The following is a 14,848-nucleotide window of genomic DNA, read 5'->3' on the forward strand; positions in this document are numbered from 1 at the left end:
GCCCTGCCGGCAATGTGATTTGGCTTTCGCGGGTGTCCCGGCGTTTACTTGCGGTCGGAGGGCGCCATGCAAAAACCGGAACGGTTCGACAAATTCTATTTCGCCAAGGTCGGGATGGGCGAGGCCTGCGGCTGCGCCGAGCGCATCATCGACGTCTATGAATTCAACCGCAAAGCGGGTGCGCGTGACGCGGGCACGGGCAAGGTGGCCCGGCCACGGCATCGCGGTCTGCGATCGCTTGCCTTGAAATACGGCCTGATCAGCCGCCCCAGCGGGCGGTGATCACGGGGTGCGCAGGCCCAGCCGCGTGACGACCTCGGCGGCCTCGGCCAGCCAGCGGTTTTTCAGTTCGACCCCCGAGGCCCGGCGCAGGCCCATCTGGCGCAGCTTTTCCATCCGCTCGGGGTTGCCCGCGCCGAAACTTGCGGCCACGCGGGGCCACCAGTAATCGACCGAGTCCTGCAACGCTGGCGCCGCGCCCTGATCCAACAGCTTGACCGCGCCTTCCAGGGCCAATTCACCGTGATGCGCCTCGATCGGGGCGATAGCGCGGAACACCTCGGCCAGCGGCTGATAGGACACCAGCGCGAACTCGGCCAGTTGCACGTCCACGGCGCGGCTCATCAGCAGGTTCATCACCACCGCATCGGTCCAGCCTTCGATCGGATAGTTGAATACCGCAAGGCGCATGTCATGTTCGCTGCGCGTGGCCCCGATATCGGCGGAACGGTCCAGCCGCGCGGTCCACGGATGATGCGTGGCATAGCGGTCGGTATCCGCGCCGAACTCGCCCATGATCTTCAGCACGCGGTCGGCATTGTCGGTCTTTTCCAGAACGATCTTCGCCGCCGCGATGCGTTCCTTGATGCCCGGGCCCTGGTTGATCATGTCGGCAAAGCCCGCCGCGCCGGCCAGTTCGCTGTCGACGAAGGTCGCCATCAGCTTCATCAGCTCGGCCCGGTATCGGGGTGGCACGTTGGTCGGGTTGGTCAGAACGCCGCCTGCGGCCAGGTAGCTTTCGATGCTCATGTCTTCGGCCATGGTCCCTCTCCCTTTACTGGTCGTAATCGACGACGACATTGTCGGTCAGCGGGTAGGCCTGGCAGCTGAGCACATAGCCCTTGTCGACCTCGTAATCCTCGAGCGCGTGGTTGGCGACCATCTCGACCTCGCCTTCAATCACCTTGCAGCGGCAGGTCGAACAGACCCCGGCCTTGCAGGCAAAGGGAGCGTCCATCGCGTTTTCCAGCGCCGCGTCCAGAATGGTCTGGTCCTTGGGCATGGTGATGGTCTGGGTGGCGCCGTCCAGCGTGACCCGCGCTTGGGTTTGGTTGGCCTGCGCGGCGCTGGCGGCATCGTCCTGCTTGCGTTTGGCGCGGCCGGGCTGGGCGCTGGCGAACAGCTCGAACTTGATCTGGCTGTCATCCAGCCCGTGTTCGCGCAACGCCTCGGCAATGCCCAGCATCATCGGCTCGGGGCCGCAGATGAAGGCGGTGTCGGTGTTTTCGACGTCGATCCAGTGCTGGAACAGTTCGGCGCATTTCTCTTTGGTCACCAACCCGGTGAACAGGTCGATCTCCTGCGCGTCGGTTTCCAGGATATGGATCACGTTCACGCGGCCCATATACTGGTTCTTCAGGTCTTCCAGCTCTTCGCGGAACATGATCGTGTTCACGCCCTTGTTGGCATAGACCAGCGTGAAGCGCGCATTCGGCTCGCGCGCCAGCGTGGTCTTGAGGATCGACAGCACGGGCGTGATGCCCGACCCGCCGGCAAAACCCAGGTATTGCCGGTGCGCGGCCGGATCCAGCGGCGTGTGGAAGGCCCCCATCGGCGGCATCGCCTGCAGCCTGTCGCCCACTTTCAGCTCGTTATTGGCCCAGGTCGAAAAGGCGCCGCCCTCGACCCGTTTGATGCCCACCTGCAGAACGCCGTCATCCTTGCCCGCGCAGATCGAGTAGGAGCGGCGCAGCTCTTCCCCGTCAAATTCGCGGCGAAAGGTCAGGTACTGGCCCTGGACAAAGTCGAATTCCTCGGCCGCGCCGTTCACCGGCTTCAGCGTCACCACGACCGCGTCGCGGATGGTCTTGTGGATGTCGGTGACTTCCAGATCGTGAAAACGTGCCATCCGGTCCTCCTCAGATGCACTTGAAATAGTCGAAGGGTTCCAGGCAGTCGGTGCAGCGCCAATGCGCCTTGCACGGGGTCGAGCCGAACTGGCTGACCTTTTCCACTGCCGTGCTGCCGCAATGCGGGCAGCGGTCGGGTCCGCCTGCGGGCTGCGGCGGCGCGATGCCATAGTCCTTCAGCTTCGCACGCCCCTTGTCGCTGAGCCAATCGGTCGTCCAGGCCGGAGAGATGCGTGTCTCCAGCTTGATCTTGTCGATGCCGTGGTCGCGCAGGGCGGTTTCGATGTCCATCGCGATGACCGAGGTCGCCGGACAGCCTGAGTAGGTGGGCGTCACGGCAACCTTCAGCGTGTCGCCTTCCCATGTCACATCGCGCACGATGCCCAGATCGACGACCGAGATCACGGGGATCTCGGGGTCGGGTACGGCGTCGAGCCATTCCCAGACCTGCTCTACGGTGGCGCGGTTCATCGGCCGCTACCAGGTTGCGCCCGGATAGGCCCGCTGCAGCCATTGCATCTGGGTCAACAGGTGGCCCAGATGTTCGGTATGCATGCGCCCGTCGCGGCCGCCCTTATGGGCGAAGCGGCTGTCGGGAATGGTCAGGGTGGCCTCGGTCAGCACGCGCCGAACCAGCGCGTCATATTCCTCGCGCAGGCTGGCCGGATCGGGGGCGATGCCCGCGGCGGCCATCTCGGCATCGACCTCGTCGCTGGCGAACATCTCGCCCACATAGGGCCAGAGGTAATCCAGCGCCTCCTGCATGCGCCTGTGGCTTTCCTCGGTGCCGTCGCCCAGCCCGACCACCGTGTCGCTGGACCGTTCCAGGTGATAGGCGACCTCTTTGCTGGCCTTCTCGGCAATCGCCGCGACCCGGTCGTCGGACGATTTCAGCAACCGGCCCAGCATGATCGAGTGCCAGGCATCAAACAGGAACTGGCGCATCAGGGTGCGGCCGAAATCGCCGTTGGGCACCTCGACCAGCAGCACGTTGCGGAAATCCCAGGCGTCGCGCAGAAAGGCCAGATCGTCGGCGGACTTGCCTTCGCCCTGAACCTCTCCGGCCAGGCCCAGCCACATCTGCGTCTGGCCGATCAGGTCCAGCGCGGTGTTGGCCAGCGCGATGTCCTCCTCCAGCACCGGCGCGTGGCCGCACCATTCGCTGACGCGATGGCCCAGGATCAGCGTGTTGTCCCCCATCCGCAGCAGGAATTGCAGGAATGCCTCGTCGCGGGTCATCACATCGCCCCCACTTCTTCGGGGATGTCGAAAAAGGTCGGATGACGATAGACCTTGCTTTCGCTGGGCTCGTACAGCGGGCCCTTGTCGCTGGGCGAACTGGCGGTGATGTTGTTGGCCTCGACCACCCAGATCGAGACGCCCTCGTTGCGGCGGGTATAGACGTCGCGGGCGTTCTTGATCGCCATTTCGGCGTCGGGCGCGTGCAGCGAGCCGACATGGCGATGACTCATGCCGTGCTGGCCGCGAATGAAGATTTCCCACAGGGGCCATTCGTTTTTCATCAGGTGTCCTCCTATCGGGCAGGTTATTCGGCTGCGACCTTGCGGGCGCGTTTCTTGCGGGCATGTTCCAGCAGACCGTCACGCACCCATTTGCCGTCGTCCCAGGCCTTGTTGCGGGCGGCCAGGCGGTCGGTGTTGCAGGGGCCGTTGCCCTTGATCACGTCAAAGAATTCCGACCAGTCGGGCTGAGTGAAATCGTAATGCCCGCGCTCTTCGTTCCATTTCAGGTCGGGGTCGGGGATGGTCAGGCCCAGATACTCGGCCTGCGGCACGGTCTGATCGACGAATTTCTGGCGCAACTCGTCATTGGTGTTGATCTTTATCTTCCACGCCATCGACTGGGCCGAATGCACCGAGTCCTTGTCGGATGGGCCGAACATCATCAGCGACGGGTACCAGAACCGGTTCAGCGCGTCCTGCGCCATCTTGCGCTGTTCGGGCGTGCCCTCGGCCATCTTGCGGATCGCGTCATAGCCCTGGCGCTGGTGAAAGCTTTCTTCTTTGCAGATGCGGATCATCGCGCGCGAATACGGCCCGAACGAGGTGCGCTGCAGCGGCACCTGGTTCATGATCGCCGCCCCGTCGACCAGCCAGCCCACCGCGCCGATATCGGCCCAGTTCAGCGTTGGATAGTTGAAGATCGAGCTGTATTTCATCCGCCCGTCCAGCAGCATCTCGGTCAGTTCGTCGCGGCTGACGCCCAGGGTTTCGGCGGCGCAGTACAGGTACAGGCCGTGCCCGGCCTCGTCTTGTACCTTTGCCAGAAGGATCGCCTTGCGTTCCAGCGTGGGCGCGCGGGTGATCCAGTTGCCTTCGGGCAGCTGTCCGACGATCTCGGAATGGGCGTGCTGCCCGATCTGGCGGATCAGCGTCGCGCGATAGTCGTCGGGCATCCAGTCCTTGGGCTCGATCTTGATGTCGGCGTCGATCTTGTCCTGAAAGGCGCGTTCCTGCTCGGTCATTTCCTCGCGGGATTTGACGCCTGTTCCTGCCGTCTTGATCATCTGAGCGTACATGTCGGGTCTCCTCCCTTACACGCGTTCGAGAATAAGTGCGGCGCCCTGGCCCACGCCCACGCACATGGTGCACAAGGCATAGCGCCCGCCGGTGCGGCGCAGCTGATAGGCCGCCGTCATGACCAGCCGTGCGCCGGACATGCCCAGCGGATGGCCGATGGCGATAGCGCCGCCATTTGGATTCACATGGGGGGCGTCATCGGCCACGCCAAGTTCACGCAGGGTGGCCAGACCCTGGGCGGCGAAGGCCTCGTTCAATTCTATCACATCCATCTGCTCGATGCTCAGCCCCGTGCGGGCCAGCACTTTGCGGGTGGCCGGGACCGGACCGATTCCCATGACCCGAGGCTCGACCCCCGCGACCGCCATGCCCACGACACGGGCCATTGGGGTCAGGCCGTTTTTCTGCGCGGCGGCCTCGTTGGCCAGCAGAATGGCCGCGGCGCCGTCATTGACGCCCGAGGCATTGCCCGCCGTCACCGTCTTGTCCGGCCCGTTGACGCCCTTCAGGCCCGCCAGCTTTTCGGCCGTGGTGCCGGGGCGGGGATGTTCGTCGGTGTCCACCACCAGCGGATCGCCCTTGCGCTGGGGGATGGTCACGGGGGTGATTTCCTCGGCAAAAACGCCGGCCTGATGCGCGGCCGCCCAGCGGGCCTGGCTGCGCGCCGCAAAGGCATCCTGATCTGCGCGGCTGATGTCATAGTCCTCGGCCACGTTGTCGGCGGTCTGCGGCATCGAATCCGTGCCGTACATCTGTTGCATCTTCGGGTTCACGAAACGCCAGCCGATCGTGGTGTCATAGACCGCGTTGGCGCGGGAAAAGGCGCTGGTGGCCTTGGGCATCACGAAGGGCGCGCGCGACATGCTTTCGACGCCACCGGCAATCGCCATGTCATAATCGCCCGCCTTGATGGCCCGCGCGGCCATGCCGACCGCATCCATGCCGCTGGCGCACAGGCGGTTGATCGTGGTGCCGGGCACCTGAACCGGGAAACCGGCCAGCAGGGCGGCCATGCGCGCCACGTTCCGGTTGCTTTCGCCGGCCTGGTTGGCATCGCCCAGGATCACGTCATCCAGGCTGGCCCAGCCCACCTGCGGGTTCCGCTCTTTCAGCGCAGCCAGCGGAATCGCGGCCAGATCGTCTGTGCGAACCTGGGACAGGGCCCCGCCATAGCGTCCGATCGGGGTGCGCTGTGCGTCGCAGATGAAAGCGTCCATGCGTCAGAACCTCGTGTCTTGCGTCCGAGTCAATAAGTGACCGCGTGGTCGGGTAATACGCCCGGAAGTGATTCGCGGCAAGGAAAATGTAACGCAATTTGGCATCAAATCGAATTTCAGTAACGTATTTGTGTCGACAAGAGAAAGCCCGCACGAAGGCGGGCGATCTCGATCTTCGGGGCAGGAACTGGCTAAAGCTGACCGGCCTCGGTCAGAACCTTGCGCGCCACGCGAAAGCATTCCAGCGCCTGCGGGACGCCGCAATAGATACCGACGACATGGATGATCGCCCGAATCTCCTCCTTGCTTACGCCGTTGTTCAGGGCTCCGCGACAATGGATCTCCCACTCGTGCATCTTGCCCAGGGCGCCGATCATCGACAGGTTCATCATCGAGCGGGTCTTGGGGTCGATCACCTCGTCCCCCCAGCCAAAGCCCCAGCACCAGGCTGTCATGGCCTCCTGAAACGGGCGGGTGAAATCATCTGCCGCGGCCAGGTTCTTTTCCACGTATTCGTCGCCCAGCGTCGCCTTCCGCTGCGTCAGCCCCTTCAGGAACAGGTCTTCGTCAAAGATGTCGGCCATCGTCCACTCCGCTTGCATCTGTATCCACCGCCTCGCGCATCCATTGCTGCAAGCGGGCGATCGAATGTTCCGACATTACGCCGCAAGCCGGGTCCAGCACCAGCGGGCCGGGGCGATAGCCGCGCGATTTCAGGCCGCGATGCACGCTTTCAACCAGCCGGATGTCCTCTTCGACCGTGGTTTCCCGGTCCTGCACCGCCAGTTGGCGGATCACCGCGCTTTCGGACCCGCCCTCGGTGTACCATCCGCGCCAGACGGTACAGTGATCGGCATCCTGCGCGCGCCAGTGATAGGTGTTCAGCACATTGCCGGGATAGCACTGGAACGAGAACATCGGCCACAGAAACCACGACTGATAGTCACCCGCATGGGGCACAGACAGGTCGATGGGATAGGTCATCTTGTCGAGGCTCTGACACTCGGTCGTATGGCGCAGGACGTATCCGCCGCCTGCATCGGGTTGAATGTCATAGGTCTCGGGTTTGACCACACCGGTGGCAAAGGTCGGGTGATTGGTCGGGCAGTGATAGCATTCCGAGTAGTTCTCGATACTGACCTTCCAGTTGCAGTTCTCGGGGATCTCGACCCACTCCAGCGGCTCAAGGTCGTCAATCTGCGGGACAAAGGCGCGGATCTCCGCACGCACGCCGGGGTACCAGTCGTCCATCGGGGCGGCGTCATCGTCGAGGTTGACGAAGATGAAGCCGTTGAACAGCTCGGTCCGCACCGGGGTCAGGCAGATAGCGCTGCGGTCGAAGCCCGGAACCGATTTGATGTTCGGCCCGGCGCGCAGTTGCCCGGTCAGCTCATAGGTCCATGCGTGATAGGGGCAGACGACGACGCGGGTGTTGCCGGCCCCGGTCACCATCTCATGCGCGCGGTGCTGGCAGACATTGTAGAAGGTGCGGATTTCGCCATCGCGCCCGCGGATGCAGAACAAGTTCTGACCCGCGATTTCAAAGGCGAAATAGTCGCCCGGCTCGCGCACTTGCGCCACATGTCCGGCAAATTGCCAGGTGCGTGCCAGAAGGCCCTGTTTCTCCTGTTCGAATGTCGCCGGGTCGGTGTAATAGCGGGCCTCCAACGAGCGGGTCAGCGGTGCGGTCATTCAGGCTCCTCCGCATAAAGGCCAAGTTGGTGCCGGCGGCGGTGAAACCGCTCCACGCGCTCGACGATTTCATCGCTGGACAGGGCGACCACGAAGGACAGAAGCGTCTCCAGCAGCGCGATGGTCGAAACCGATGACGGAAAGAACTGGGGCGTGTCGGCGGCGACGACAAATCCGTGTTGCGCGTTCAGGATGACTGGGCTGGCGGGGCTGTCGGAGATGCTGACCACGGTCATGCCCTGTTCGCGGGCCAGCTTTACCGCCTCGATCACTTCGGTCCGGTAGGGGTGGCAGGTCATCGCGATCAGCACGTCCTGTTCATCGGCCCAGGCCAGATCGTCCACCGGGGTCGAACCGGGCCGGGGGATGGCGTGGAACTGCTTCATCCCGGTCGAGGCCAGATAGGTAAAGTTGCGCGCGTTCGCGTTGTTGACGCCGACGCCCAGCGTGAAAACCTGACGTGATGTCCAGATCGCCTCGGCCGCGGCCTGCAACCGGGTGGCGTCGATCCCGGCGAAGGTTTCTTCGATGTTTCGGATCGCTGCCCCAACCATGTCGGCATAGAGGCCGCCCAACTCGCCGGATTTGCCGATTTCCTGCAGCCAGCGGGCGCGGTCGGGGAACGACACGGTGCCCCGACGGATGGCGTCGCGGAACGGCGCGCGGAAATCCTCGTAGCCCTCAAAGCCCACCTGCCGCGCCATGCGGACGAAGGTGTTGGGTTTCACGTTCGCGGCCTCGGCGATCTCGCGCACGGTCGAAACGCCCACGTCCGTTGGGTTCTCCAGCACATAACGGGCAGCCTTCTGCGCTTCGGGCGTCAGGGCATCCCATTCACGGGTCAGCCGGTCAAGAACGGTGGTTGATACATTTGTGTCATTCATGATTGACGATGGTACAAATGTGGCCTTAGCCTGTCGAGTAGAAATGCGACTCGGTGAGAGGAAAAATCATGCCCGGGAATGAACTGCCGTCACAGGCCCGCGTGGTGATCGTGGGCGGAGGTGTCATGGGCGTGGGTCTGTCCTATCACCTGGCGCATGAGGGCTGGACGGATGTCGTTCTGCTGGAAAAGGCCGAGCTGACCAGCGGCAGCACCTGGCACGCGGCCGGGCAGATCACCCATTCGACCAGTTCCTTTGGTCTGGGCAAATGCGTGGACTACAACATCGGGCTCTATTCCGGAGCGCTCGCGGCCGAGACCGGGCAGGCGGTGACATGGCACGGATGCGGCTCGTTCCGGCTGGCCTATACCGAAGACGAGATGGATTGGCTGCGCCACACCCTGTCGGTGGGCCGGTCGCTGGGCTTCAACATTGAGCTGGTCGGCCCCGACCGCGTGGCCGAACTGCACCCGTTCTACAACCTCGACGGGGTTCTGGGTGCGCTGCACACGCCGGATGACGGGCATGTGGATCCGACGAACGTGACCATGGCGATGGCGGCGGGGGCGCGTCAGCTGGGCGCGCGGATCATCCGCCGCTGCCGCGCCACCAACATCACACAGGCGGCCAATGGCGAATGGGTGGTCGAGACCGAACAGGGCACGATCCGCTGCGAACACGTGGTGAATGCGGGCGGCACCTATGCCCGGCAGATGGGTGAATGGTCGGGCTTGCAACTGCCGATGGCATCGATGACCCACCACTATTTCGTGACCGAACCGGTGCCACAGTTCCAGGACCTCGATCACGAGTTGCCTGTGATCCGCGATGACCGCAAGGTCTCGGGCTATATCCGCATGGAGCAGAAGCGCGGGCTGATCGGGATCTACGAAAAGGAGAATTCGAACTCGGTCTGGCATGACCATTGCCCGTGGGATTATGAAAACTGGTTGTTCGACGCCGATTACGACCGGGTCATGCCGTGGCTGGAAGAAAGCCTGAACCGGATGCCGATTTTCGCCGATCTGGGCATCCAGCGCGAGGTTCACGGGGCGATCTCGCACCCGCCCGACGGCAATCCGCTGATCGGCCCGGCGCCGGGGGTGCGAAACTATTGGTGCTGCTGCGGCACTCAGATCGGCATCGGCTGGGGCCCGGGCCTGACGCGCGAACTGGCGCGGTGGATGGTGCATGGGGCGGCCGACATTTCGATGCGCGACTATGATCCGCGCCGGTTCGGGGCCTATGCCACCAAAGACTGGCAGGTCACCAAGGCGCATGAGGATTACAAGCTGCGCCACGAAATTCCGTTTCCGCATTTCAACCGTCTTGCCGGGCGGCCGGTCAAGCCGTCCCCCCTGTATGGCCGGCTGAAAGCAAAGGGGGCCGTGTTCGAAGAGGTTTATGGCCATGAACGCCCCCGCTGGTTCGCAAAGGACGGCGTTGAACAGCGCGACCATTATTCCTTCCGCCGCAATGTGGTGCATGACATGGTGGCCACCGAATGCAGGGCCGTGCGCGAGGCGGTCGGCATCATGGATATCTCGGCCTTCACCAAGGTCGAAATCAGCGGCCCGGATGCCCGGGCCCTGCTGGACCGGCTGGTCGCCAACCGCCTGCCGCAAAAGGTGGGCGGCATCGCGCTGACCCATATGCTCAACCGCCGTGGACGGATCGCGCTGGAGACCACGGTCGTGAAGCTGGCCGAGGACCGGTACTACCTCGTCTGTGCCGCCTTCTTCGAGCAGCGCCTGCTGGACCACCTGACCCAGCATCGCGACGAAGAAAACGTCGATATCATCCTGCGATCCGACGACTGGGCCGCGCTCAGCCTCAATGGCCCCCGGGCGCGCGAGGTTCTGGCCGCCTGCACCGAGGCGGATCTGAGCAATGCCCGTTTCAAATGGCTGACCGCGCAGGAAATCGACGTGGCGGGTCACCGGCTCTGGGCTTTCCGCATGTCCTATGCCGGTGAACTGGGATGGGAACTGCACATGCCGCGTGACAGCGCCTTGGCCGTCTACGATGCGCTCTGGGCCGCGGGCGCGCCGCTGGGCATCGCCGATTACGGGTCGTTCGCGATGAATGCGCTGCGGATGGAGAAGGCCTTCAAGGGCGCGGGCGAGTTGACCAACGAGGTCACCCTGGCCGAAGCCGACGTGCTGCGCTTTGCCCGCACCGACAAGGAATACCTGGGCAAGGACCGGACCCTGAACCCCGATCTGCGCTGGGTCTGCGCCTATCTTGAAATCGAACCGGATGGCCAGAACGATGGGCATGGCGGCGAGGCGGTCCTGCTGGATGGCCAGGTCGTGGGCTCCACCGCTTCGGTGGCCTACGGGCACACGGTCGGCAAGATCCTTGCCTTTGCCTATGTCAAACCGCAGGCCAATGTGCCGGGAACCGAAGTGCAGGTGGTGATTGCGGGCGCGCCGCGTCGCGGGCGGATACTGGGCGCGCCCGCCTATGACCCGCAAAGCCTCCGGCCCCGCACCGATACCGCGATGGAGGCTGCGGAATGATCCCGAAGACGATGAAGGCCATGGTCCTGACCGGGCATGGCGATCTGGACAAATACGAATGGCATGAGGACTGGCCCACCCCCACACCCGGCCCGATGGAGGTGTTGATCAAGGTGGGCGCCTGCGGGCTGAACAACACGGATGTGAACACCCGCACCGGCTGGTATTCCAAGGCGGTGGACGAGGCCACCACCGGCGGCGCCTATTCCGAGTTGGATGACGACGACAGCACCTGGGGCGGCGCGCCCCTGACCTTCCCGCGCATTCAGGGCGCGGACGCGGTCGGAACAGTCGTGGCCGTGGGAGAGGGGGCCGATCCCGCGATCATCGGCCGGCGGGTGATCGTGGCGGGCTGGCTGCGCGACTGGTCCGAGCCGATGAACCGCGACAAGGCGGGATATTTCGGCTCGGAATGTGACGGCGGCTTTGCCGAATACACCAAGGCCGACATCCACGGCGTGGCTGCGATCGACTCCGACCTGAGCGATGCCGAACTGGCGACCTTCAGTTGTTCCTATGTGACGGCCGAGGGCATGTTGGACAGGGCGCAGGTCGGCGAGGGCGACACGGTTCTGATCCCCGGCGCCTCGGGCGGTGTGGGCGGGGCGCTGATCCAGTTGTCCAAGCTGCGCGGCGCCCGTGTGATCGCCATGGCCAGCGCGGCCAAGCACCCCGAGGTCGCCAAACTGGGCCCGGATCGCATTCTGCCGCGCAACCCCAGGAACCTGCGGGCCGAGTTGAAAGGCGAACGGATCACCGTCGTCGCCGACGTCGTGGGCGGAGAGATGTGGCCCAAACTGATCGACATGCTGGAGCGTGGCGGGCGCTATACCTGTTCGGGCGCGATTGCCGGTCCGATCGTGCAATTCGACCTGCGCACCTTCTATCTGCGCGATCTGACCTTCACCGGGTCGACCGTGAACACGCCGCAGAACTTCTTTGATGTCGTGAAATACATAGAAAATGGGCAAATCAAGCCAGCTTTGGCCGCCACTTACCCGTTGACTGAGCTGCGAGAGGCCCAGCAGGCCTTCATCGACAAGCATCATACCGGCAATATCGTGGTGATCCCATGACCCTGGAAAACGTTCTCGAAGCCGCGCGGCACCTGCATCAGAGTATGCCGGCGCTGTCGGAATTCGGCACCTGGCCCACCGACCTGACCGCAACCGGTTTGCAACCGCGGGCGATCCCCGCCACGACACTGGTGCAGGCGCTGGATCAACCCGGATCGCCCCGGACAACGGGGTTGGTTCAGGCGATCCGGTCGGCGGCGCATCTTGCCCACTGGAAACGCACCTATACCGAGGCAGAGGTCGGTGCCGATTTCCGCAATCGGTACGGGTATTTCGAGCTGTTCGGGCCAACCGGTCATTTCCATTCGACCCAGCTGCGGGGCTATGTCGCCTATTGGGGCGCCGGGTTGGACTATGACTGGCACAGCCATCAGGCCGAGGAGCTTTACCTGACGCTGGCGGGTGGCGCGGTCTTCAAGGTTGAAGGAGATCGGGCCTTTGTTGGCGCTGAGGGCACGCGGTTGCACGCCAGTTGGCAAAGCCATGCCATGTCCACGGGGGATCAGCCGATCCTGACATTCGTACTGTGGCGGGGCAAGGGATTGAACGACCTGCCCAGGATGGACGCCGCATGAAGATCACCCGCATCTCGGTCTTTCGCGTCGATCTGCCGCTTGAACACCCCTATTGGCTGTCCGGCGGACGTCTGAAATTCGAGGTGCTGGATGCCACTTTCGTCAAGATCGAAACCGATGCCGGGCTGACCGGCTGGGGCGAGGGCACGCCATGGGGCCACACCTATGTGCCCGCGCACGGGCCGGGCATCCGGGCGGGGATCGAGACCATGGCGCCCTTCGTACTGGGGCTGGACCCGCGCCGGGTTCTGGAGGTCGAGCGGGCGATGGACCACGCGCTGCCCGGGCACCTTTACGCCAAATCGCCGATCGACATGGCCTGCTGGGACATTGCCGGACAGGCGGCGGGGTTGCCGATTGCCGATCTGATGGGCGGCGGGTCGCGCAGCCCCGCGCCGGTCGCCTCCTCGGTCGGGGCCAAGACCGTCGAGGAAACCCGCGCGGTGATGGATCGCTATCGCGGCCGCGGCTATTGGGTGCATTCGGTCAAAGTGGGTGGCGACGTGGATCGCGACATAGAACGCATCCGCGATGTCGAGGCGCACCGCCCGGCGGGTGAGCGCATCCTCTATGACGTCAATCGCGCCTGGACGCGGCAGCAGGCGCTGCGGGTGATGAAGGCCACCGAGGATCTGGGCGTGATGTTCGAACAACCCGGCGAGACGCTGGACGACATTGCCGCCATCCGGGCCTTGCATTCCGCCCCGGTCAGCGTGGATGAAAGCCTGGTCACCCTGCAGGACGCCACACGCATTGCCCGCGACGGGCTGGCCGAGGTCTTTGGGATCAAGCTCAACCGTGTCGGCGGCCTGACCAAGGCTTCGCGGATGCGGGACATCGCGCTGGCGCATGGCATCGACATGTATGTGATGGCCACCGGCGGCTCGGTTCTGGCCGATACCGAGGCGCTGCATCTGGCCGCCACCATCCCCGACCACAACCGCTTGGGCGTCTGGGCCTGTCAGGACATGCTGACGCTGGACCTCGCGGGCGGGCGCGGCCCGCGCAACCGTCAGGGCCATCTTGAACTGCCCCAGGCCCCCGGCCTCGGCGTAGCCCCGGATGAAGATGCACTGGGGGAACCAAAGGCCTTGTACCAATGACCCGCATCACCCGCATTTCGCTCTGGCATGTGCCGCTGACCAGCCATCAGGCCTATTACATGGCTGACGGCAAGGCCTGCGACACGGTTGACACGGTGGTTCTGGCGCTGGACACCGATGACGATCTGACCGGCTGGGGCGAGGTCTGCCCGATTCCGCATTACCTGCCCGCCTATGCGCGCGGTGTGGCCCCGGCGGTGCAGGACATGGCCGCGGTTCTGCTGGGTGCCGACCCGATCGGACCCGAGGCGTTGATGGCGCGGCTGGACCGGCACCTGCCGGGGCATGTCTATGCCAAATCGGCGATCGATTTCGCGCTGTGGGATCTGACGGGGCAGGTGGCAGGGCTGCCCCTGCACGCGCTTCTGGGGGGGCGGCAGGCGCAGACGATGCCGCTCTATCACTCGATCACCTGTATCGCCCCGGCCGAGATGGCCCGCATCGCCCGCGAGGCGCAGGCGCAGGGCATCACCCAGTTCCAGGTCAAGCTGGGCGCGGATGCCGATTGGCAGGCCGATGTCGAACGCCTGCGTCTGGTGCGCGAGGCGGTGGGCGACGGCCCGCTGGTCTATGGCGATTGGAACTGCGGCGCCACGTCTCTGGATGCCAGCAGGGTGGGGCGGGCGGTCGCGGATCTGGATGTGATGCTGGAACAACCCTGTGCCACGATCGAGGATTGCGCCCGCGTGCGCGTCGCCACCGGCCTGCCGATGAAGCTGGACGAATGCGCACACGACACCGCAAGCCTGATGGCTGCGCATGCGTTGGGCTGCATGGATGCGGTCGCGGTGAAGCTTTCGAAATTCGGCGGGCTGTCGGCGGCGCGCCGTGCGCGTGATCTGTGCCTGCATCTGGGGGCGAAGATGTGCGTCGAAGACACCTGGGGGTCTGACATCACCACAGCCGCCCTGCTGCATCTGGGCGCGGCCACCGAACCGGCGCGCCTGATGAACGTGTGCGACCTGTCGGGCTATGTCGCGCCGCGGCTGGCGCCGGATGGCCCAACCCGCAAGGGCGGCCGGATCGCGCCGCCCGACGGGATCGGCCTGGGCGTCGCGCCCGACCGCGAATACCTGGGCGCGCCGGACGTGATACTGGATTAGGGAGGCG

General features: G+C 64.5%; 16 protein-coding genes. 6 read left to right on the top strand and 10 right to left on the bottom strand.

Annotated features, from left to right (window positions below; all coding sequences use genetic code 11):
* The first annotated feature begins 66 nt into the window (after positions 1-66).
* Positions 67-282, top strand: a complete 216-nt coding sequence (locus tag ACR0EF_RS00490; RefSeq protein WP_170371830.1) for a hypothetical protein — start codon at positions 67-69, stop codon at positions 280-282.
* Here ACR0EF_RS00490 and ACR0EF_RS00495 read toward each other — a convergent pair whose 3' ends face one another.
* From ACR0EF_RS00495 to ACR0EF_RS00540, 10 genes are all read right to left on the bottom strand, one after another.
* The gene (locus tag ACR0EF_RS00495) at positions 283-1,041 is read right to left on the bottom strand and encodes a Phenylacetic acid catabolic protein (RefSeq protein ID WP_170371828.1); all 759 of its coding nucleotides are present in this window, start codon (positions 1,039-1,041) and stop codon (positions 283-285) included. It abuts the gene before it with no gap.
* Between the two features lie 13 nt (positions 1,042-1,054).
* Positions 1,055-2,128 (bottom strand): 2Fe-2S iron-sulfur cluster-binding protein, encoded by a 1,074-nt coding sequence (locus ACR0EF_RS00500; RefSeq protein ID WP_170371826.1) that lies wholly within the window; start codon positions 2,126-2,128, stop codon positions 1,055-1,057.
* A 10-nt stretch (positions 2,129-2,138) separates the two neighbouring features.
* Positions 2,139-2,600 carry a 1,2-phenylacetyl-CoA epoxidase subunit PaaD gene (gene paaD / locus ACR0EF_RS00505; protein WP_170339744.1) on the bottom strand — a complete coding sequence of 154 codons (462 nt, stop codon included), beginning with the start codon at positions 2,598-2,600 and terminating at the stop codon, positions 2,139-2,141.
* A gap of 6 nt (positions 2,601-2,606) precedes the next feature.
* The gene (gene paaC / locus ACR0EF_RS00510) at positions 2,607-3,368 is read right to left on the bottom strand and encodes a 1,2-phenylacetyl-CoA epoxidase subunit PaaC (protein ID WP_170371824.1); all 762 of its coding nucleotides are present in this window, start codon (positions 3,366-3,368) and stop codon (positions 2,607-2,609) included.
* Complete coding sequence (gene paaB, locus ACR0EF_RS00515; RefSeq protein WP_005978248.1) at positions 3,368-3,652, bottom strand: 1,2-phenylacetyl-CoA epoxidase subunit PaaB; 285 nt, start codon at positions 3,650-3,652, stop codon at positions 3,368-3,370. Before paaB ends, paaC begins: the two co-directional genes overlap by 1 nt.
* Before the next feature lie 23 nt (positions 3,653-3,675).
* Entirely contained in the window at positions 3,676-4,668 is a 993-nt protein-coding gene (gene paaA / locus ACR0EF_RS00520; RefSeq protein ID WP_170340298.1) for a 1,2-phenylacetyl-CoA epoxidase subunit PaaA, read from the bottom strand.
* Between the two features lie 15 nt (positions 4,669-4,683).
* Positions 4,684-5,886, bottom strand: a complete 1,203-nt coding sequence (gene pcaF, locus ACR0EF_RS00525) for a 3-oxoadipyl-CoA thiolase (protein ID WP_170369837.1) — start codon at positions 5,884-5,886, stop codon at positions 4,684-4,686.
* Between the two features lie 191 nt (positions 5,887-6,077).
* Entirely contained in the window at positions 6,078-6,470 is a 393-nt protein-coding gene (locus ACR0EF_RS00530) for a carboxymuconolactone decarboxylase family protein (protein ID WP_170369835.1), read from the bottom strand.
* A complete protein-coding gene (locus ACR0EF_RS00535) occupies positions 6,454-7,578 on the bottom strand; it encodes an aromatic ring-hydroxylating oxygenase subunit alpha (protein ID WP_170371822.1) in 1,125 nt (374 codons plus the stop codon). The genes ACR0EF_RS00530 and ACR0EF_RS00535 overlap by 17 nt, the downstream gene beginning before the upstream one ends.
* Positions 7,575-8,462, bottom strand: a complete 888-nt coding sequence (locus ACR0EF_RS00540) for a MurR/RpiR family transcriptional regulator (RefSeq protein ID WP_170371820.1) — start codon at positions 8,460-8,462, stop codon at positions 7,575-7,577. The genes ACR0EF_RS00535 and ACR0EF_RS00540 overlap by 4 nt, the downstream gene beginning before the upstream one ends.
* 68 nt (positions 8,463-8,530) lie before the next feature.
* Between ACR0EF_RS00540 and ACR0EF_RS00545 the strand changes: the two genes are divergently transcribed.
* The 5 genes from ACR0EF_RS00545 to ACR0EF_RS00565 are packed head-to-tail and all read left to right on the top strand — an operon-like array spanning position 8,531 to position 14,841.
* Positions 8,531-10,984, top strand: a complete 2,454-nt coding sequence (locus tag ACR0EF_RS00545) for an FAD-dependent oxidoreductase (RefSeq protein ID WP_170371818.1) — start codon at positions 8,531-8,533, stop codon at positions 10,982-10,984.
* A complete protein-coding gene (locus ACR0EF_RS00550) occupies positions 10,981-12,060 on the top strand; it encodes an alcohol dehydrogenase family protein (RefSeq protein ID WP_217354727.1) in 1,080 nt (359 codons plus the stop codon). Before ACR0EF_RS00545 ends, ACR0EF_RS00550 begins: the two co-directional genes overlap by 4 nt.
* Positions 12,057-12,635 carry a dimethylsulfonioproprionate lyase family protein gene (locus ACR0EF_RS00555; protein ID WP_170371817.1) on the top strand — a complete coding sequence of 193 codons (579 nt, stop codon included), beginning with the start codon at positions 12,057-12,059 and terminating at the stop codon, positions 12,633-12,635. Before ACR0EF_RS00550 ends, ACR0EF_RS00555 begins: the two co-directional genes overlap by 4 nt.
* A complete protein-coding gene (locus ACR0EF_RS00560) occupies positions 12,632-13,738 on the top strand; it encodes a mandelate racemase/muconate lactonizing enzyme family protein (RefSeq protein WP_170371815.1) in 1,107 nt (368 codons plus the stop codon). The genes ACR0EF_RS00555 and ACR0EF_RS00560 overlap by 4 nt, the downstream gene beginning before the upstream one ends.
* Entirely contained in the window at positions 13,735-14,841 is a 1,107-nt protein-coding gene (locus tag ACR0EF_RS00565; RefSeq protein ID WP_170371813.1) for a mandelate racemase/muconate lactonizing enzyme family protein, read from the top strand. Before ACR0EF_RS00560 ends, ACR0EF_RS00565 begins: the two co-directional genes overlap by 4 nt.
* Positions 14,842-14,848: the final 7 nt, after the last annotated feature.

The organism is Ruegeria sp. CG8 (assembly GCF_056537165.1).